Annotated in this window: 20 protein-coding genes; 11 read left to right on the forward strand and 9 right to left on the reverse strand. The window is 52.5% G+C overall.

Features of this window, described 5'->3' with window-relative positions:
- Positions 1 to 33 precede the first annotated feature (33 nt).
- The 5 genes from csrD to WKR14_RS18435 all read right to left on the reverse strand — a co-directional run bounded on the left by csrD (position 34) and on the right by WKR14_RS18435 (position 5,626).
- Positions 34 to 1,947: an RNase E specificity factor CsrD gene (gene csrD / locus WKR14_RS18415; RefSeq protein ID WP_101054709.1), complete on the reverse strand. Its 1,914-nt coding sequence runs from the start codon at positions 1,945 to 1,947 to the stop codon at positions 34 to 36.
- A gap of 189 nt (positions 1,948 to 2,136) precedes the next feature.
- Complete coding sequence (locus WKR14_RS18420) at positions 2,137 to 3,384, reverse strand: malic enzyme-like NAD(P)-binding protein (protein ID WP_101054707.1); 1,248 nt, start codon at positions 3,382 to 3,384, stop codon at positions 2,137 to 2,139.
- Between the two features lie 175 nt (positions 3,385 to 3,559).
- On the reverse strand, positions 3,560 to 4,378 hold the full coding sequence (locus WKR14_RS18425; protein ID WP_101054705.1) for a thermonuclease family protein: 819 nt from the start codon (positions 4,376 to 4,378) through the stop codon (positions 3,560 to 3,562).
- A gap of 79 nt (positions 4,379 to 4,457) precedes the next feature.
- Positions 4,458 to 5,120, reverse strand: coding sequence for an SDR family NAD(P)-dependent oxidoreductase (locus WKR14_RS18430; RefSeq protein WP_335917456.1), 663 nt, complete (start codon positions 5,118 to 5,120; stop codon positions 4,458 to 4,460).
- Positions 5,117 to 5,626: a hypothetical protein gene (locus tag WKR14_RS18435; protein WP_101054699.1), complete on the reverse strand. Its 510-nt coding sequence runs from the start codon at positions 5,624 to 5,626 to the stop codon at positions 5,117 to 5,119. The genes WKR14_RS18430 and WKR14_RS18435 overlap by 4 nt, the downstream gene beginning before the upstream one ends.
- Before the next feature lie 327 nt (positions 5,627 to 5,953).
- On the opposite strand from WKR14_RS18435, the gene ubiD reads away from it, so the two are divergent.
- The 3 genes from ubiD (at position 5,954) to WKR14_RS18450 (ending at position 8,735) form a co-directional block, all read left to right on the forward strand.
- Entirely contained in the window at positions 5,954 to 7,435 is a 1,482-nt protein-coding gene (gene ubiD / locus WKR14_RS18440; RefSeq protein ID WP_054744491.1) for a 4-hydroxy-3-polyprenylbenzoate decarboxylase, read from the forward strand.
- A gap of 65 nt (positions 7,436 to 7,500) precedes the next feature.
- Positions 7,501 to 8,199 (forward strand): NAD(P)H-flavin reductase, encoded by a 699-nt coding sequence (gene fre, locus WKR14_RS18445; RefSeq protein ID WP_101054692.1) that lies wholly within the window; start codon positions 7,501 to 7,503, stop codon positions 8,197 to 8,199.
- Positions 8,200 to 8,354: 155 nt separating this feature from the next.
- Positions 8,355 to 8,735 (forward strand): gamma-butyrobetaine hydroxylase-like domain-containing protein, encoded by a 381-nt coding sequence (locus WKR14_RS18450; protein WP_100141861.1) that lies wholly within the window; start codon positions 8,355 to 8,357, stop codon positions 8,733 to 8,735.
- Positions 8,736 to 8,778: 43 nt separating this feature from the next.
- On the opposite strand, the gene WKR14_RS18455 is transcribed toward WKR14_RS18450, so the two are convergent.
- The 3 genes from WKR14_RS18455 to WKR14_RS18465 all read right to left on the reverse strand — a co-directional run bounded on the left by WKR14_RS18455 (position 8,779) and on the right by WKR14_RS18465 (position 10,759).
- Positions 8,779 to 9,873: an MJ1255/VC2487 family glycosyltransferase gene (locus WKR14_RS18455; RefSeq protein WP_101054689.1), complete on the reverse strand. Its 1,095-nt coding sequence runs from the start codon at positions 9,871 to 9,873 to the stop codon at positions 8,779 to 8,781.
- A 9-nt stretch (positions 9,874 to 9,882) separates the two neighbouring features.
- Complete coding sequence (locus WKR14_RS18460; protein ID WP_165565730.1) at positions 9,883 to 10,395, reverse strand: phosphatase PAP2 family protein; 513 nt, start codon at positions 10,393 to 10,395, stop codon at positions 9,883 to 9,885.
- 121 nt (positions 10,396 to 10,516) lie between these two features.
- Positions 10,517 to 10,759 (reverse strand): YgjV family protein, encoded by a 243-nt coding sequence (locus WKR14_RS18465; protein ID WP_101054684.1) that lies wholly within the window; start codon positions 10,757 to 10,759, stop codon positions 10,517 to 10,519.
- A gap of 334 nt (positions 10,760 to 11,093) precedes the next feature.
- Between WKR14_RS18465 and rraA the strand changes: the two genes are divergently transcribed.
- Both rraA and WKR14_RS18475 read left to right on the forward strand, forming a co-directional pair.
- Entirely contained in the window at positions 11,094 to 11,579 is a 486-nt protein-coding gene (gene rraA, locus WKR14_RS18470) for a ribonuclease E activity regulator RraA (protein WP_025011574.1), read from the forward strand.
- Between the two features lie 108 nt (positions 11,580 to 11,687).
- Positions 11,688 to 12,710, forward strand: coding sequence for a formimidoylglutamase (locus WKR14_RS18475; protein WP_335917457.1), 1,023 nt, complete (start codon positions 11,688 to 11,690; stop codon positions 12,708 to 12,710).
- Positions 12,711 to 12,785: 75 nt separating this feature from the next.
- Here the strand turns inward: WKR14_RS18475 and WKR14_RS18480 are convergent, their stop codons facing one another.
- Positions 12,786 to 12,968: a hypothetical protein gene (locus WKR14_RS18480; protein ID WP_165565732.1), complete on the reverse strand. Its 183-nt coding sequence runs from the start codon at positions 12,966 to 12,968 to the stop codon at positions 12,786 to 12,788.
- A gap of 12 nt (positions 12,969 to 12,980) precedes the next feature.
- Here WKR14_RS18480 and ubiE point away from each other — a divergent pair, with 12 nt between their 5' ends.
- The 6 genes from ubiE to tatC are packed head-to-tail and all read left to right on the forward strand — an operon-like array spanning position 12,981 to position 17,501.
- On the forward strand, positions 12,981 to 13,736 hold the full coding sequence (ubiE, locus tag WKR14_RS18485) for a bifunctional demethylmenaquinone methyltransferase/2-methoxy-6-polyprenyl-1,4-benzoquinol methylase UbiE (protein WP_101054677.1): 756 nt from the start codon (positions 12,981 to 12,983) through the stop codon (positions 13,734 to 13,736).
- A gap of 1 nt (position 13,737) precedes the next feature.
- Positions 13,738 to 14,370: a ubiquinone biosynthesis accessory factor UbiJ gene (locus tag WKR14_RS18490; RefSeq protein ID WP_101054675.1), complete on the forward strand. Its 633-nt coding sequence runs from the start codon at positions 13,738 to 13,740 to the stop codon at positions 14,368 to 14,370.
- The gene (gene ubiB / locus WKR14_RS18495) at positions 14,367 to 16,016 is read left to right on the forward strand and encodes a ubiquinone biosynthesis regulatory protein kinase UbiB (RefSeq protein ID WP_226564656.1); all 1,650 of its coding nucleotides are present in this window, start codon (positions 14,367 to 14,369) and stop codon (positions 16,014 to 16,016) included. The genes WKR14_RS18490 and ubiB overlap by 4 nt, the downstream gene beginning before the upstream one ends.
- Positions 16,017 to 16,075: 59 nt before the next feature.
- Positions 16,076 to 16,321 (forward strand): Sec-independent protein translocase subunit TatA, encoded by a 246-nt coding sequence (gene tatA, locus WKR14_RS18500; RefSeq protein ID WP_101054667.1) that lies wholly within the window; start codon positions 16,076 to 16,078, stop codon positions 16,319 to 16,321.
- 6 nt (positions 16,322 to 16,327) lie between these two features.
- Complete coding sequence (gene tatB / locus WKR14_RS18505; protein WP_071475672.1) at positions 16,328 to 16,735, forward strand: Sec-independent protein translocase protein TatB; 408 nt, start codon at positions 16,328 to 16,330, stop codon at positions 16,733 to 16,735.
- 10 nt (positions 16,736 to 16,745) lie between these two features.
- Positions 16,746 to 17,501 carry a twin-arginine translocase subunit TatC gene (gene tatC, locus WKR14_RS18510; protein ID WP_039034057.1) on the forward strand — a complete coding sequence of 252 codons (756 nt, stop codon included), beginning with the start codon at positions 16,746 to 16,748 and terminating at the stop codon, positions 17,499 to 17,501.
- Positions 17,502 to 17,536: the final 35 nt, after the last annotated feature.

Here is a 17,536-nt window from a genome sequence, read left to right on the forward strand (position 1 = left end):
TCCAGCCTGTAGTAACCCGGAACTCTTTCTTGATCAGGCTGTTGCCGGCATAGGCTCGCTGAACCAGCTACCCTGAGCGGCGCTGACGCCGAGTATTCTCAGTGTCTGCCACTCTTCAAACAACTCCACCCCCTCGGCGCAAACCTGCACTTCGGTACGGTAGAGTCCACCTATCAAGCTACGAACAAACAGTTGGTTTTCGGGTCGTAAATGGATCTGCCGCACTATGGATCTGTGCAGCTTAATCAGTTGGAAACCTGTGTCCTGAATATATTGGGTGCTGATCACCTGCTGGCCCACATGATCGACGCACAGGCGCGCCCCCATCTTGCGGATCATCTGTAACCTGGAGGCGATTTTCTCCTGATTGGGCGCCGCGATATCCTCACTGACCTCGAAGATCAACCTACCGGTCAGGTCCCGGTATTCCAGCAAGGTGGTACGCAACCAGCGAATAAAGGCGCGGCTCATCAGCGAATCCAGGCTCAGGTTGATGCTGAAACAAACCTTCTTGTCCGGCTCACTCGGCAGCAACTCAAATAAGACTCTTTCCAGAGTCTGGCGCTCAATTTGCGGCATCAGGCCACATTTAACCGCCATAGGCAAAAATAGGGTCGCTCGCACCAGATTACCTTCGGGATCCCTGGCTCGGGTAAACACCTCTCTATGGTGCAGCTTGCCGTCACAATCCATCACGGGCTGGGTATAAGCCAGAAATCGCTTATTGACCAAGGCCATTTCCAGAAAGCTGCGCCAGCGTACCGAGCCCTTGGCGAACTCCTGATCCACCGCGCCCTTATCATACATAAACCAGGTATTGATCCCCTGCAGCTGCGCTGCTCTAAGGGCCATTTCCGCCTCTTCCAGCAGTTGCTGATGGCCATCACCCACCTTGAAATAAGCGCCGCCGAGATGATAGAAGTTGTCGGCATTGTCCAGCTTGGGCAATACCTGGCTTTGGCAGACTTTTAACAAGCGGATCGCCAGTTGATCGGCCTCCGCCAGGGAGATTTGGGTCACCACTATTGCAAACTGGTTATGGGAGCGGCGGGCAAAGAAACTGTTGGGCTGAGACTGCAGGATCTGGCTGATACCGTTGACGTTTTGTCTGAGCAGTTCCAGCGTCAGACTGTCCCCCAGCTTTTGTTGCAGCAGATCCAGATCCTCCAGCTCCAACAGATAGAGCACCCCATGGGCTATCATGCCCTGCTCATTGCTCAGGGCATCGAGGCGATTCTTGAGAAACAGACGGTTACCTATACGGGTGTCGGGATCCAGGAAGGTATTACTGCGAATAAACTTGTCGAACCTGGCACGTTCTTTCTGGGCATCGGCCAGTTCTTCCAGCAAACGGCTGAGGGCACGGTTAATCAACCTGGGTTTACCCTTGCCCGGCATCGCCAGTGCTTTTTCGTGCTCACCCAGGAGAATCAAACGGCTGCGCTGCGCCAGCTCTTCAATCCCCTCCAATTGCCGCGAATACCAGAGATAGCCAAAGCGAACAAACGCCAGTACGGCCCCGACGCCAAGTAGAATGATCAAGACTTCGTACCAACCTGGCCTGTGCTGGGAAAACGGCTGCGGCAGTTCCAGCTCCATGCGAAACTCAGGGTTGCTCTTCAACGAAGATTGATAGCGCACCAGGTTTTCTGTAGCGATATTGCCTTTATATTCAAATAGTAATTTATCATGATGCCAGAGCTTAAAACTGGCGGCATTGTAGGCAATCAACATGGGTGGCAGCCAGGACTCCAGCTCCCAGTTACTGCCGGAATGGTATTGATTGGCCAGCATGGTTTCCAGCTCCGTGACTTTCTGTTGCTGGAACTTGTAGGTCAGTTGCAGAAAACTCATCATGGCGCAGAGCAGAAACACAAATGCCACTATCGTCAGCGATAAGAGCCAAAAACTGGTGAGCTTTTTTGTGAGAATACGGGTGAGTTTCATTGAGGGCGATCCTGCCAGTCTTCTTATTCTTCTTGGGGTGAGCCGCCTCACTGCGGGAACTCAGTCTGCTGATTATTCAGCAGCCATACGCAAAAGGCAACCAACAAGCAGCATAGACCAGAAAATGTCCCAACAGTCTTGCAAAAACAACAAAGGGGCCAACAAGGCCCCTTTGGAATAAAACTGCTATCAGACTTCCGGGTATTGCGGCAAAGTGTCTATCTGAGCCACCCCAGAGTCGATTGCGGCTTGGGCCACAGCCTTGGCGACTTTAGGCAGCAATCTTGGGTCCATCGGCTTGGGCAACACATACTGAGGGCCAAAGCTCAACTCGCTGACATTGGGGTAAGCCGCCAACACAGATTCAGGCACAGGCTCCTTGGCCAGTTCGGCAATGGCATAAACCGCGGCTATTTTCATCTCATCATTGATGCGGCTGGCACGCACATCCAGGGCGCCACGGAAGATGAATGGGAAACAGAGCACATTGTTGACCTGGTTGGGATAGTCGCTGCGACCGGTTCCCATGATCAGATCCTTACGTATCTCATGGGCCAGCTCAGGCTTGATCTCAGGATCCGGGTTGGAGCAGGCGAAGATCACCGGCTTCTCGGCCATCATGGCCACTTCCTCGGCGCCGAGAACGTCAGGGCCGGAAAGGCCCAGGAACACATCGGCGCCCTTGATCACATCCTGCAGCGTGCGCTTGTCTGTATTGTTGGCAAACAGTGCCTTGTACTCGTTGAGATCTTCACGGCGGGTATGAATCACACCTTTTCTATCCAACATGTAGACATTTTCACGCTGGGCACCACACTTGACCAACATGCTCATACAGGCGATGGCCGCTGCGCCTGCACCCATACAGACAAACACAGCCTCTTCCAGCTTCTTGCCCTGGATCTCGAGGGCATTGATCATCCCGGCGGCTGTCACAATTGCCGTGCCGTGCTGGTCGTCGTGAAACACAGGAACCTGGCAGCGCTCGATCAGCTCACGTTCAATTTCGAAGCACTCGGGCGCCTTGATATCTTCCAGGTTGATACCGCCAAAGGAGTCGGCAATCGCTTCAACAGTATGAATAAACTCTTCAGCTGTGCGGTGTTTTACTTCGATATCTGTGGCGTCGATATTGGCAAAGTGCTTGAACAGCAAAGCCTTTCCTTCCATTACCGGCTTGGATGGCAAGGGGCCGAGGTTACCCAGTCCCAGAATGGCAGTACCGTTGGAGATCACAGCAACCGTGTTGCCCTTGTTGGTGTATCTGTACGCATTGGCAGGATTGGAAGCGATTTCACGTACCGGCTCTGCCACTCCAGGGCTGTAGGCCAGAGCCAAATCCATACTGGTCTCGGCAGGCTTGGTCAGCATCACTGCGGTTTTGCCTGGAACGGGGAACTCATGGTAATCGAGCGCTTTTTGACGGAAATCTGTCATTTTAAAATCCTGAAATGCGGAATGATATTAAGTAAAAACCGTACAAACACAGGTCTGGATCACTGCAAAATTCCTTTCACAGTGACTCAAATCACAAGGCGCTAAAGATACGCGAAAAGGCACGAGTTTAAAACAGTGGATGGCAAATTTTCCACTTAAGTCAGGTATTTTGCTTCTAAGGGGGATTTTCCAAACTTATCTGTGAAGGATGGCTGACGATAATCTGCCACTTTTTGTAGGAAAAATACAACTTACCCCGCACTACAACGGCTCTTTTGAGCGAGTTCAACGCTAAAACCTTGCTAAAATTACCAGATCCGGCCTGAGGTATGCCAACATAGAAGTTATCGTCCAGAATAAGCCACAAATACTGTCCCTTTCTTTCAAAATCCGTCACTACACCTCTGACCAGCCGGTAGTGATTTAAATCCTGTTGGCCGATAACCGAAGTCGCCTTGGGCGCATAGTCGTCAAACTGCCACAAGCCTGCATTCTGAGTGCGCGCTTGCTGCTCCATCTCGGCAAAGCATTCCCAAAATGGATGTTCCTGATAGACCCTGGCCATCGCAAAACCCTGTTGCAGCAACGCCTGCTGCAACAATAAACCATCCGCAGTAAAAACATAGGCCAAGGTGCGACCATAGGGATCCAGCTTGGTAGGACCAAACATCAGCGCCAGCTCATCCCCCACTTTGAGCTTAGAGGCTACAAAGGCCCTGGCCTCCAGACTGTAGCGCTGGGAGAGACTGGGATACTGATGATCTATCTCGGGGGCATTGACACCTATCAAGCGTATCAGGCGGCCATCTTTGAGTGTGAGGGTATCGCCATCATTGATATAGGCGAGTGTGACCTTTTCGCTGGCTGTATAGGGAATGCACAAGTTGTCGGCTGTGCTGGCCTGCGCCAATCCCAAAGACAGCAGAGTGCCCAGCAACAACAAGCCGTTTATCAAGCCTGCGCCTATGCGATTAAGGTTCCTTAGAGATATCATAGCGCCTCCCTTGGCAGTGTTTTTTCTTGGCCGCCCTGACTAACAGCGCAAAATCCTTTTTCACTGTTAACTATGTATCCTAGCCCCGGGTCAGGGTGATATCCGAAACATAGCCGTGAGCGCAGTTTTGTAAGGCGTTACTTAGCATGGCTGCCGCTTCATCGGCCGTCATAAAACTCGATGTATCCACCAACTTACCGCTGCTGGGCCAAAAACCGGTTGCCATTCCACCGGGGTAGACGGCTATCAGCTTTATCTTGCTGCCCTTGAGCTCCAAGCGCAGAGACTCCAGCATGCCTCTGACGGCCCACTTTACCGCACAGTAACTGCTCTCTCCGGCCTTGGGTTGCAGCGCCGCGGTAGACATGACAATCACCAGTGTCATGCTCTCTTGCCGCCAACGAGCCAGCATGGCTCTAAGCAGCAACAGGGTGGACAGGAGATTATTGTCGATAAGGCTCTTTATCTCGGCCGGTGACTGAGTTTCCAGGTTACCGAAGCGACCACTGCCGGCACAGTGCAACAACATTTCAGGGGCCTCGCCCAAAGTATCTAGCAGAGCCTCAATCGCGCTCGGATTGGTTAAATCTGTTGTTTGACAACTGACTCCTGGCAACTCTGCCGCCAGTTGTTGCAACCTCTGTTCGTTGCGGCCGGTTAACAACAAGGACTCACCTTCAGTATGATAGCGCCTCGCTAGCGCTGCCCCCAAGCCACTGCTGGCCCCTGTGATCAATTTCATTTGCTTTGCTCTCCGACTTCAGATGGGGATTGCGGCAGAGGCCGATAGGTTTGGCTTTGCCAGTCAAATTGATAGGTCTTGCCCTGCCATTGATACAAGGTACGATTACCTTCTTGTATCACCCTGGCGTTAGCCGGCAGACTGGCGCGACTCCCTGTGTCGGCCAAGGTTTCGAAGTGAGTCGTGACTCGCTGCGGTGGCGCAACCACCACAGGTTCCGGCTTGGGTTGCCTGCGATATACATAGGGGCGCTGCCAGCGATCTCTGTACCAAGGATCATCCCACTGCCAACGATTCCATGGGTCGTAGCGCCAGGGCGATAGCCAGGGATTGTTAACGCCCCAATACAGCCCCCAATGACTTCGTGAGCCATGGTTATGGTGGCGATTATAATCTTCTCTATGAATATCGCCCTGATAGTGGCGCTCGGCATGGGAGTTATCCCAAGCAGCAGCCACCTGTGGCAAACTCATCAGTATCAGACTCAGGAAAATTGCTCGCTTCATATAGCCTCCAGGCTTCAAGGCCCGCAGCTTTCATGCTACTACGGCTGACTCCCGGATTCACCAGAGAATCACAGGATAAACGAAGATGACTCAGCGTGCATTCAGCCAAGGGTTAGCTGTTTGTCTCTAGCCACGGCAACTATCTCAGGGAAGATCCGACTTCGACAAGCCCCAGACATGCCTGCAGTCAGATACCTTGACCGCCGATTGCTGTGCAAGCCAAAGTGCCTTGAGGAGTTATTCGCACCTTCCTTAGCAGTTAACCGTTGCCGGGATTAATGCTATAGTGCGCGCCATTAATGCATTCGGAAGCGAGGCTATTTCCACATGAGTTTTAAGGATTTACGCAGTTTTATCGATCACCTCGAGAGTCAGGGTGAGCTCAAGCGTATCAGCTATCCGGTTGATCCTTATCTTGAAATGACCGAAATAGCCGATCGGGTGCTGCGCGCCGGTGGCCCGGCACTGTTGTTTGAAAACCCCAAGGGCAAACAGATGCCTGTGCTGGTTAACCTCTTCGGTACGCCGAAGCGGGTCGCCATGGCCCTGGGCAAGGATGATCCCATGGCGCTGCGGGACGTGGGCGAACTGCTGGCGTTTCTCAAGGAGCCAGAGCCACCCAGGGGCTTCAAGGATGCCATTGCCAAGATCCCCATGTTCAAACAAGCGCTGAACATGCCACCCAAGACAGTGCGTAACGCCCCATGCCAAGAGGTGGTGTTGCAAGGCGATCAGGTCGACCTGACCGCCCTGCCCATTCAGCACTGCTGGCCCGGCGATGTTGCACCACTGGTAACCTGGGGTTTGACCATCACCAAAGGGCCGAGACAGAAACGCCAGAATCTGGGGATCTACCGCCAGCAACTGCTCGGCAAGAACAAGCTGATCATGCGTTGGTTGTCACACAGAGGCGGGGCGTTGGACTTTGCCGACTTCAAGCAGCAGCACCCAGGTGAAAAATATCCTGTGGTAGTTGCTCTGGGCAGCGACCCAGTCACCATTCTCGGCGCCGTCACGCCAGTGCCCGATGCCATGAGCGAATATGCTTTTGCCGGACTGCTGCGTGGTGAGCGCACCGAAGTGGTCAAGGCCTTGAGTTGCGATCTGGAAGTGCCGGCCACCAGTGAGATCATTCTCGAAGGTTATATCGATCCCGAAGAGATGGCGGTGGAAGGCCCCTACGGTGACCACACAGGTTATTACAATGAAACCGACAGTTTTCCTGTGTTTACCGTGACCCATATCAGTCACAGAAAAGACGCCATCTACCACAGCACCTACACGGGAAGGCCACCGGATGAACCGGCTATGCTCGGGGTAGCGCTCAATGAGGTCTTCGTTCCTATCCTGCGCAAGCAGTATCCGGAAATAGTCGACTTTTACCTGCCGCCGGAGGGTTGTTCCTACCGGATGGCGGTGATCTCCATCCGCAAACAATATCCCGGCCATGCCAAGCGGGTGATGATGGGAGCCTGGTCTTTCCTGCGTCAGTTTATGTATACCAAGTTTATTGTCATAGTCGACGAAGACGTGAATTGCCGCGACTGGCAGGACGTTATCTGGGCCATAACCACCCGGATGGATCCCAGCCGCGACACTGTGATGATAGACAACACCCCCATTGACTATCTGGATTTCGCTTCGCCCGTGGCGGGACTGGGATCCAAAATGGGCCTGGATGCCACCAATAAGTGGGAAGGTGAGACCAACCGCGAATGGGGTACCCCAATAGTGATGGACCAAGAGGTTAAACAGCGGGTGGACGAGATTTGGGAACAGTTGGGCATAGAAGACCAAGCGACCCTATAATTCGCAATAACTGCGTTAGCCATTATGAAAATAAGCCTTCAACAGAGAGGTAAAAAGGAAGTTCAATGAATAGCATCCGCTGTAAGATAGAGAAAGTTGCCCCATTCAATGACGCTGTGTACCAGGTATTGCTGCGCCCCGAAAAACCGCTGGAATTCAAGGCTGGTCAGTACCTGTGCGTGGTAATGGGTGAGAAAGACAAGCGTCCCTTCTCCATAGCTTCGGCTCCCGGCAGCGAACTCATAGAACTTCACATAGGCGCAGCCGTCAGCGAGAGCTATCCCATGCAAGTGGTCGAGCGGCTGAGAAACAACAGCCATATCGATATCGAAGCTCCGGGCGGCGAAGCCTTCCTCAGACACCAGAGTGTCAGGCCCAGACTGCTGGTTGCCGGTGGTACAGGCTTCTCCTATATCAAGAGCCTGGTAGAGCAGCAAATCGCCCTGGGGCAAAAGGTTGAAACCCTGCTCTATTGGGGCTGCCGCAATCCTGAAGCCATGTACTACGAAACCATCGCCAGAGAGTGGCATCAAGCACACCCTTGGTTGCATTTCGTGCCAGTAGTAGAACAGGCCGATGCCGACTGGCAGGGGAAACAGGCCAATCTACTGTCGCAGATACGCTCGGACTTTGTCAGCCTGGTGGGCTATGACATCTATATCGCCGGTCGTTTCGACATGGTCGGCGCTGCGCGAGAGCTGTTCCGCGAGATGGGACTGGATGAAGCCCACCTCTACGGCGATGCCTTCGCCTTTATCAAATAACTGTCTTCATCTTTATTCAATAGTGGTCGCAGCATGCGGCCGCTATTTTTGCCACTATTAATGTGTGTCAGCTCTCATCCACCGGGGTGCACAGTCCAAGCGCTCTGACATAGAATAAACAGATACACAGAAACCCCGGACACAATGGAGTTCCCATGAGTCATCCTCAAGTCACATCACTGAAACTGAAGCGTAAATCCAAACTGCTCGAGATAGGCTTCGATGATGGCAGTCAGTATCAGCTGAGCTGCGAATTTCTGCGGGTTCACTCTCCGTCGGCCGAAGTACACGGCCATGGCAACCCCAAGCTGGTGACTCACAAAAAAGAGGTCAACATCAGCGCCATTGAGCCGGTCGGCAATTATGCGGTTAAGCTGGTGTTCGATGACGGCCATGATACCGGCCTCTATTCCTGGCAGATACTGCACCAGCTCTGCACCCAACAAACTGAACTCTGGGAACAGTATCTGGCGCGGCTGCGTGCCGAAAAGGGCAGCCGTGAAGCCCTTATCAGCATGAATATCAAATATAACTGAGTAAAGTACGACCAAGTTATGCGATGACCTATTCGTACCTTTGCTAGCGGATCAGCGAGCCCAAAGGCAGCCCGCTGAGTGCCCTGGCATCCTGCTTGGAAAACCAGGTGTCGGGTAATGTCACCTGCTGCCACAGCTCCCGGCACAGCGATTGACTGTCCTGCCAATTGCCGGCCAACAGCCAAGGCACCAGCAGATCGCCCACATCCGGGTAGTTAATCGGCTCAGGGCTACCCCGTTTGAGCCAACGTTTCACCGTTTGCGGCTCCAGCGTCATCATGCTGTCGGCCGCGGCCAGCAACTCCAGGGCGGCCACATTCGACAGCTGTTCAAACTGCCCAAGCAAGGGTTTAACCAAGAGCTTTTTACCCAGGGTCAGGGCTTCACTGGCCAGTTCAAATCCGGCATTGGCTATCACACCACCGCAGCTGGCGAGGTCGGCCTTAAAGCCTTCACGATCAAAACCATGCCACAGAATATGCTCAGGTAAAGCAACTGGCGCCGCTTGGCTGTGATACACCATAAAACGATAGTCATTAAAAGGAAGTAACAATTCGGCAATAGCTTGTGGGCTCTCAAACGGCAGATATACCAGAATATCGTGTGAATGTTCCACGGCGCAGCGACTGACATCGACAAAGGGCGGCAAAATTGGGTAACCAAAATGATGCCAGTGACACCCCAATGCCTGATCCACAGGGGCAAAGTTCTCCAGCAACCAGTTATTGAACCAGGAGTTTCCCACCTTGGGCACAGGGTATCTGAGAGAAGCTTGATGGCTAATGCTTATGCTGGGCACCCCCTGGCGCCTGGCAGCCCAGGCCGAAACCGGCTCAAAATCATTGAGCAAGAGATCATAACCACTGAGGTCCAACTCGCGAATGTCCCGCCAAAGTGCTAGAGCAGAGTTATTCATCAGCGTCTTGGGGATGCTGACCTGTCCCTTTTGAGTAATAAAAGTCAGCCCGGCACAGACCCGGTAATCACCGAAGGCCTGCATATCAAAAAACTGCTGCGGCTGGCGACCACTGAATAAATAGTCAACCTGAATATCGTGCTTTGCCAAGGCTTTGGCTACTACCCTGGCGCGACTCAAATGGCCATTCCCTGTGCCCTGAACACCGTAAAGTATCCGCATTGATAGTCCTTATATCCAAACTACTGCTATGAGAGTGGCACTGCTGCCCAAAAGGGCACCCGCCAGGATGTCGAGAGGGTAGTGAACGCCGAGAAACACCCTGGAAACCCCAACCAGAGCAGCCCAGATAAATACCGGCACTGCCAGCTGTGGGTAAATTTGCCATACCGCACTGGCGAACACGAAGGCACCCGCCGTATGGCCGGACGGCAGACTGAATTTGTCAGAGGGCTCAAAGCTGGCCCTGAAGCCCACCAGAACCTGATGACATGGGCGTTTACGGCGAATGGCATTTTTCAGCAGCAGATACAAAGGCAATTCCACAGCGTACGCCAACAGCAACAAGGCGAAAAAACGCGGCCCATCCTGCTCCAATAACATGAGCAGCGCCAGACACAGGTAAAGCGGGCCATTACCCGATGCAGAAAACTTGAGGGCACAGGCTTCCAGATCATGTTTGCGGCCAAATTGTGTCAGCGCGCGAAAGGTTCGAAGATCGAGTTCAGCGAGGTATGTAAACATGGCTGAGGCTCCTTCTGTGGACAGTAAGGAGCCGGGGCAAGGGCTCCAATCTGTGTAGCAGTAAAGAGCCTAGTCAAGGGGTGTGACGGGCAGGTGACACCTGCCCTAAGCTTTTATGACATCAGGCAGTGATTGCCGCCCGGCCACGATAGATTTTGATCAAATGATAAACGTTGATACAAGCCACAAAGGCGTTCATTCCCGCTACCGGCCAGGCAGAAATGGCCGCACCGTAAATCACGAACAGGGTACAACCGGTAAAGTTGATCCAACGCAGCCAGATAATATCCTTCATCATCAGAGAAATGGCCACCATGATGGAGGCAAAATAGCCAATGATTTCAATTGTGTTAAGAGCTTCCATAAGGCACCTCGTTCAGGCCCTCTGCCGTCCATAAGCCTGACGGGGGATCCGTGCCCCTAAAGCAGGTTAAAGTTAAGTAAGTTTGGATGGTACTTATATTAACAAAAGCCACAGCACATTTGTAATAAAAATACGTTATTTAATGACTCACATCAAAAAATGGTGCACATTTATACACTAGCTACGAAATATTACCACACAAATGTTAACAAAAAGAAAATCCAGCAATACCGTGATTGATAACACTTTTCTTTTCAAGAATCCCTTATATACTGGCACTTAGTGCGTTATCCCGCGGTCTTGTCAGACCCTGCGGTTCAACAGGAGTGTAAATATGGAATACAACACCTCAGAACTTTGTGACATGTACTTGGATGTTGTCGATGTCGTCGAGCCTATGTTCAGCAACTACGGCGGTTGTAGTTCATTTGGCGGCTCCATTAGCACCATCAAGTGTTTCGAAGACAACGGCCTCATTCTCGATGTATTGCAGGACGATGGCGAAGGAAAGGTTCTGCTGGTAGACGGCGGTGGTTCTCTGCGCCGAGCGCTGATCGATGCCTCGATTGCCGAGGTTGCAGTCAACAACAACTGGGAAGGCATTATCGTTTACGGTAGCGTGCGCGATGTCGATGCCCTCGAAGAGCTGGATATAGGTATCCAGGCTCTAGCCTCCATTCCTGTTGGTGCCGATGGCAATGCCATTGGTGAAGTGGACATCCCAGTGAACTTCGGTGGTGTTACCTTCCTTCCAGGCGATCATATCTACGCCGATAACACAGGGGTAATTCTATCTCCAGAACCCTTGGATATCGACTGATATTCACTGTTGAACTAAAGCCGGCTTCTGCCGGCTTTTTTGTTGCCTTTTGCTCAGCCTCAGCCAGAATAGAGGCTATTCTTGCCCCGTCAGAGAAAGGGATACTCTATGGAACTGCCGCTCTCCCCCATCACGCAAGCCAAGCTGGCCCAATCTTTCAGCCCAAGAGAAGGTGAAACCCGTCTGGGTCAGAAAGTGCGCCTGCTGCCAGGCGCGGCAAGCTATATGGATGCGTTGACCCAGGCCAAAGCCGCAGGCGCCCGTTTTGCCATTATCGGAATCAAGGAGGACCTTGGGCCCAGAGCTAATCTGGGACAAGGCGGTGCCAACCAGGCCTTTGACGCCATGTTGCCGGCACTGCTTAATCTGCAGTCCAACCGCTTTCTCAGTGGTGAAGAATGCCTGCTGCTGGGGGAAATCACCCCGGTTGCCAATGCTGCCAATGATTGTCAGCAACTCAGACAAGAGGTGGAGTCTCTGGATCAGCAGGTCATCGAAGCCCTGACTCCGGTTTTTGCCGCCGGGCTTGAGCCCATCGTCATCGGCGGTGGCCACAACAACGCCTTTGGCTTACTCAGCGCCGCCCGGGCGGCATTATCCAAGCCGCTGGCGGCGGTCAATCTGGATCCTCATTCAGACTTCAGGTTGCGTGAAGGCCGCCACAGTGGCAACGGTTTCAGTTATGCCGCGGCCAACGGCTCTCTGGGGCATTATCACGTGCTCGGGCTGCATGAACTGAAAAACAGTGAAGCCAACCTGGAGCAACTTTCGGCATTTGGTGGCAGCTGGCACAGCCTGCAGCAAATTTGGGTACGTCGCGAGCTGAGCTTAGAACAGGCTCTGAATGACATTGCCCGCCAGCTGCGCCATACGGGGCTGCCGGTCGCCATAGAGCTGGATCTGGATGCCATATCCCAGATGCCCTCCAGTGCCTCTACGGTTGCCGGTATTCCATTGTTGGATGCGGCGCATTATGTCAGCCATATGGCGCGCCACACCTCTAGTGTCTATCTGCATCTGGCCGAAGGCGCCCCGGCATGCCACGATGCAGGCCTGGCCGCAGGCTACAAAGCCGTGGGTCAGTGCCTTGCCGAACTGATTTACGCCTACCTACAGGCCAAACAGGTCTGAACACTGCCACACTCTTTTCGCTTTAGCACCGCCAAGCTTGCCCGTGCTCAAATAGGCAGGACGGCTCAGCGAAGTTCAGCCGCGATAGGGAATGCTATGGCGGCTGAGGCTATTCACCCCCGGCAGATATTGTGGTCTAATGCGCAGTCTGGCCACGGGGCCAACAGCGTTTTTTACTGCGGCGATCACAGCTTGGCCGCGCAAAGATTCAGCAAGCCGCACCAATAGCTTACACTCGCGGCAATACAAGTTAGTCATAGGAATACACTGATGTCTGAAGGCTCACCAAAGAGTACACATTTCGGGTATAAAACTGTCGAAGCTGAAAAAAAGGCCGACCTGGTAGCCGGAGTCTTCCATTCCGTTGCCGCTAAATACGACATCATGAACGATGTCGCTTCCTTTGGTATCCATAGATTCTGGAAACGCTTCACCATAGAGTGCGCCGGTGCCCGTCCGGGAATGAAGGTATTGGATCTGGCCGGAGGCACCGGTGATTTGACCGCAAAATTCTCGCACCTGGTGGGCGAAAAAGGCCAAGTTATTCTGGCGGATATCAATGATTCCATGCTCAAAGTTGGCCGCAGCAAGCTGCGCGACAAGGGCATAGTGGGCAACGTCAGTTATGTACAGGCCAACGCCGAAGCGCTGCCCTTCCCGGACAATCACTTCGATATCATCACCATCGCCTTTGGCCTGCGTAATGTGACCGACAAAGATGCGGCGCTGCGCTCAATGCAACGAGTGCTCAAGCCTGGCGGTAAATTGTTGGTATTGGAGTTCTCCAAGCCACAGCATGAGATCATGCGCAAGGCCTATGATCTGTATTCGTTCAAGATCCTGCCCAAGATGGGTCAGTTGGTTGCCAAAGACGCCGACAGCTACGAATATCTGGCCGAGTCCATCCGTATGCACCCGGATCAGGAAACCCTGAAGCAGATGATGCTGGACGCCGGCCTGGAGCAGGTGGATTACATCAATATGACCGACGGCGTAGTCGCTCTGCATCGAGGCTATAAGTTCTGAGATGAATGAACTGAGCCTGACATCACAGTGGCGGCTGCTGTGCTGCGCCGCTCTGGAGATGGCGCTAGAGAAAGTCACCGACCAAGCCGAGGGCGAATATGCCCGGTTGAAATCGCTGCACGGTAAAGTCCTGTGTCTGCAGCTCAGTCAACTGAATTGGCCGCTTTATTTAGTGTTTGCCAAGAAAATTCAGGTGCTTTCCAACTATGAAGGCGAGGTGGCGGTAACCGTCAAGGCCGATGCCACCACTCTCTATCGCCTGGGCGAAGGCGAGAGTCTCACCGAGCTTATCAAGCAAGATAAGCTGGTCATCGAAGGTGAACTCTCTCTGTTGCAAACATTCAGCCATTTCCTGCAACAGGTCAGATTCGACTTTGCCGAGCCTTTGTCCCGTTATCTGGGTGATGCCCCGACGCATATACTATTGAGCGGTCTGGAGCGAGCCAGGGCAGATTTAAGCCGGGTGTTTAACAAGACCCAGTCCCATCTGGCGCAATTAACCACCGAAGAGTATAAATTAGCCCCTCATCGGCTTGAATTTATTCACCATTGCGACAAAATTGACGAGCTTGCGACCGCCACGGACGCCTTAGAACAACGACTCGCCAATTTGAAGGACAAGAAAAGCCCATGAGTTTCGCCAGTATCAAGAGAGGATATCAGGTTATCAGCATTGCCCTGCATTATGGTTTGGATGAGCTGTTGCCGAAAAAGTTGACCCCTTGGTACTTCAAACTCTGGCGTCGCAGTCTATTTTGGCTACGCAACAAACATAAATCCAAGGCAGGCGGTGAACGGCTGAAACTGGCGATGCAAGAGTTGGGGCCGGTTTATATCAAGTTCGGCCAAATGCTCTCCACCCGCCGCGATCTGCTCAGTGATGAATGGGCCCATGAATTGGCCATGTTGCAGGACAGAGTCCCGCCATTTGACTCCAAGTTGGCGCGGCAAGCCATTGAGGCCGAGCTTAAGGCCCCCATAGAAACCCTGTTTGACGATTTTGACGATACCCCGCTGGCCTCGGCGTCTATTTCCCAAGTGCACACGGCAACGCTCAAGTCCAACGGTAAGCCTGTAGTCCTCAAGGTATTACGCCCCAATGTAGAGCAAAACATTCTCGCCGACTTGCAGTTGATGAGCCAGAGTGCCAAGCTGCTGGAAACCATTCTCGGCCCGGATAACCGCCTGCGCCCGGCCGAAGTGGTGGAAGACTACCGCACTACCATTTTGGGGGAGCTCAACCTTAAACTGGAAGCGCTCAATACGGTCAAGCTGCGCAACAATTTTATCGACTCCAACGCCCTCTATATTCCCTATGTCTATGAAGAGCTTTGCTATCCAAGGATGATGGTGATGGAGCGCATCGAGGGGATCCCTGTATCTGATATAGCAGCGCTCAAGGCACAGGGCACCAACCTCAAGCTGTTGGCCGAGCGTGGGGTGGAACTCTTCTTTACCCAGGTCTTTCGCGATAATTTTTTCCACGCCGACATGCACCCGGGCAACATCTTTATTTCCCGCGAGCACCCGGAAGATCCTTTCTATATCGGTCTGGACTGCGGCATTATGGGAACACTTAACGACACGGATAAACGCTATCTGGCAGAAAACTTCCTTGCCTTCTTCAATCGTGATTACCGCCGTATCGCTCAGCTGTATGTGGAATCCGGTTGGGTTTCGGCCGATACCGATATTCAGGCCTTCGAGCAAGCAGTCAAAGTGGTGTGTGAACCTATGTTCAACAAGCCGCTGAATGAGATCTCCTTCGGCCATGTATTGTTGGAACTTTTTCGCACCGCGCGCCGCTTTCATATAGTGGTGCAGCCGCAGTTGGTCTTGCTGGAAAAGACCTTGCTCTATATCGAGGGCTTGGGACGTCAGCTTTACCCTCAGCTGGATCTGTGGCAAACGGCCAAACCTTTCCTTGAGCAGTGGATGGCAGAACAGGTCGGCCCCAAGGCAATGTTCAAAAAAGTGCAAACACAATTGCCCTTCTGGTCTGATAAACTTCCAGAGTTTCCGGAGCTGATATATGACAATCTGAAGCTGGGGCGTAATCTCCTTGGGGCTCAGCAGCAGATGCTGGATAAGTATCTTAAGCACCAGCAAAAAGCACACAAAAGTAATTATTTGTTAATCACATCCGCAATTTTGTTGATCTGTGGCACGATTTCACTCAGTCAGGACGCTACACTGTGGCCGTCCTATGTCAGTATTGGGGCCGGAGCAATCCTATGGTTTGTTGGATGGCGATCCAGGCCTAAAATTAAGAAATTTTAATTAGTACATTTTAATTAAAGGTTCATAATTGAACCAAGATTATCTAAGAGGAAACCTTCATGGGTGGTATCAGTATTTGGCAACTTCTCATCATCGCGTTAATTGTAGTGCTGCTGTTCGGCACCAAGAAGCTGCGTTCACTGGGCGGCGACCTCGGCGGAGCAGTTAAGGGATTTAAAAATGCCATGTCCAGTGACGACGACAAGAAGGCCATAGAGGACACTTCTGCACAGAACACTCAGGCAGACCCAAAAGCACAGGCGACTGATAAGAAGCCTGAGTCCAAGGACAAAGAACAGGCGTAATTCCCTATGTTCGATGGTATCGGCTTTATGGAGCTGCTGCTCATCGGGGTATTGGGGCTGGTCGTTCTCGGCCCCGAACGTCTCCCGGTAGCGGTACGTTCAATTACCGGCTGGATCCGTGCCATGAAACGCATGGCTAATTCGGTCAAAGATGAACTTGAGCAGGAGCTCAAGATCGAGCAGTTACATGCAGACCTGAAGAAGGCCGAGAGTAAGGGCCTCAGCAATCTGTCTCCGGAACTGCAGGAATCTATCGATCAACTGAGAGAAGCGGCCCAATCGGTTAACCGCCCCTATCAGGTTGAAGACAGCAAATCTCCAGCCCAGGAATCCCCCAAGGCAGAAGCCGCTGTCGAGGAGAAAACACCTGCCACCGAGACGGCTCCCAAGCCGACAGGTACTGACACTAAATAATGGGTAACGCATGTCGCAACAGCAGCCATTAATCAGCCACTTGCTTGAACTGCGCACTAAACTGCTCAAAGCCATTGCAAGTGTGCTTATCGTGTTTATTGCCCTGGTTTACTGGGCCAATGATATCTATCACTATATGGCGATCCCATTGATGCAGTCATTGCCGGATACCGGCAGTATGATTGCAACGGATGTGGCCGCGCCGTTTTTTGCTCCCTTTAAACTAACACTGGTACTGTCTTTTTTCATTGCGGTGCCCTATGTGCTATTTCAGATCTGGTCCTTTGTCGCGCCCGGACTATATAAACATGAAAAACGTCTGGTAGTTCCGCTCTTATTCAGCAGTACTCTGCTGTTTTATTTGGGAATTGCCTTTGCCTACTATGTAGTGTTCCCGGTCGTATTCGGCTTCTTTACCAGTGTGGCTCCGGAAGGGGTTCAGGTCGCGACCGATATCAGCAGTTATCTGAGCTTTATTCTGAAACTGTTCTTTGCCTTTGGTTTGGCATTCGAGATCCCGGTCGCCGTGATTTTGCTGTGCTGGGCCGGAGTCACTACTCCGGAAGACCTAAGAGCCAAACGCCCCTATATCGTTGTCGGTGCCTTTGTGGTGGGCATGATGCTGACACCGCCAGATGTCATCTCTCAGACTATGCTGGCCGTGCCAATGCTGTTATTGTTTGAAGGTGGACTCTTGGCTGCCCGTTTTTACAGCAAGGCTTCGGATGAATCAGACGAGGACGAAACCGAGGAAAAGCAGGCATAATCAGCAGGCAGCAAGGGTAATAACAAGAATAAAAG

Origin of the sequence: Shewanella chilikensis (assembly GCF_037953065.1) — a bacterium.
Lineage (GTDB): Bacteria > Pseudomonadota > Gammaproteobacteria > Enterobacterales > Shewanellaceae > Shewanella > Shewanella chilikensis.

Bases quoted from the DNA above. Each gene is read 5' to 3' on its own strand.
- WKR14_RS18420 (WP_101054707.1), bottom strand. From the start codon at position 3,384: ATGACAGATTTCCGTCAAAAAGCGCTCGATTACCATGAGTTCCCCGTT.
- WKR14_RS18490 (WP_101054675.1), top strand. From the start codon at position 13,738: ATGAATGAACTGAGCCTGACATCACAGTGGCGGCTGCTGTGCTGCGCC.
- WKR14_RS18455 (WP_101054689.1), bottom strand. From the start codon at position 9,873: ATGCGGATACTTTACGGTGTTCAGGGCACAGGGAATGGCCATTTGAGT.
- ubiB (WP_226564656.1), top strand. From the start codon at position 14,367: ATGAGTTTCGCCAGTATCAAGAGAGGATATCAGGTTATCAGCATTGCC.
- WKR14_RS18450 (WP_100141861.1), top strand. From the start codon at position 8,355: ATGAGTCATCCTCAAGTCACATCACTGAAACTGAAGCGTAAATCCAAA.
- ubiD (WP_054744491.1), top strand. From the start codon at position 5,954: ATGAGTTTTAAGGATTTACGCAGTTTTATCGATCACCTCGAGAGTCAG.
- ubiE (WP_101054677.1), top strand. From the start codon at position 12,981: ATGTCTGAAGGCTCACCAAAGAGTACACATTTCGGGTATAAAACTGTC.
- csrD (WP_101054709.1), bottom strand. From the start codon at position 1,947: ATGAAACTCACCCGTATTCTCACAAAAAAGCTCACCAGTTTTTGGCTC.
- WKR14_RS18480 (WP_165565732.1), bottom strand. From the start codon at position 12,968: ATGACTAACTTGTATTGCCGCGAGTGTAAGCTATTGGTGCGGCTTGCT.
- fre (WP_101054692.1), top strand. From the start codon at position 7,501: ATGAATAGCATCCGCTGTAAGATAGAGAAAGTTGCCCCATTCAATGAC.
- tatA (WP_101054667.1), top strand. From the start codon at position 16,076: ATGGGTGGTATCAGTATTTGGCAACTTCTCATCATCGCGTTAATTGTA.
- tatB (WP_071475672.1), top strand. From the start codon at position 16,328: ATGTTCGATGGTATCGGCTTTATGGAGCTGCTGCTCATCGGGGTATTG.
- WKR14_RS18430 (WP_335917456.1), bottom strand. From the start codon at position 5,120: ATGAAATTGATCACAGGGGCCAGCAGTGGCTTGGGGGCAGCGCTAGCG.
- WKR14_RS18425 (WP_101054705.1), bottom strand. From the start codon at position 4,378: ATGATATCTCTAAGGAACCTTAATCGCATAGGCGCAGGCTTGATAAAC.
- WKR14_RS18435 (WP_101054699.1), bottom strand. From the start codon at position 5,626: ATGAAGCGAGCAATTTTCCTGAGTCTGATACTGATGAGTTTGCCACAG.
- WKR14_RS18465 (WP_101054684.1), bottom strand. From the start codon at position 10,759: ATGGAAGCTCTTAACACAATTGAAATCATTGGCTATTTTGCCTCCATC.
- WKR14_RS18460 (WP_165565730.1), bottom strand. From the start codon at position 10,395: ATGTTTACATACCTCGCTGAACTCGATCTTCGAACCTTTCGCGCGCTG.
- rraA (WP_025011574.1), top strand. From the start codon at position 11,094: ATGGAATACAACACCTCAGAACTTTGTGACATGTACTTGGATGTTGTC.
- WKR14_RS18475 (WP_335917457.1), top strand. From the start codon at position 11,688: ATGGAACTGCCGCTCTCCCCCATCACGCAAGCCAAGCTGGCCCAATCT.
- tatC (WP_039034057.1), top strand. From the start codon at position 16,746: ATGTCGCAACAGCAGCCATTAATCAGCCACTTGCTTGAACTGCGCACT.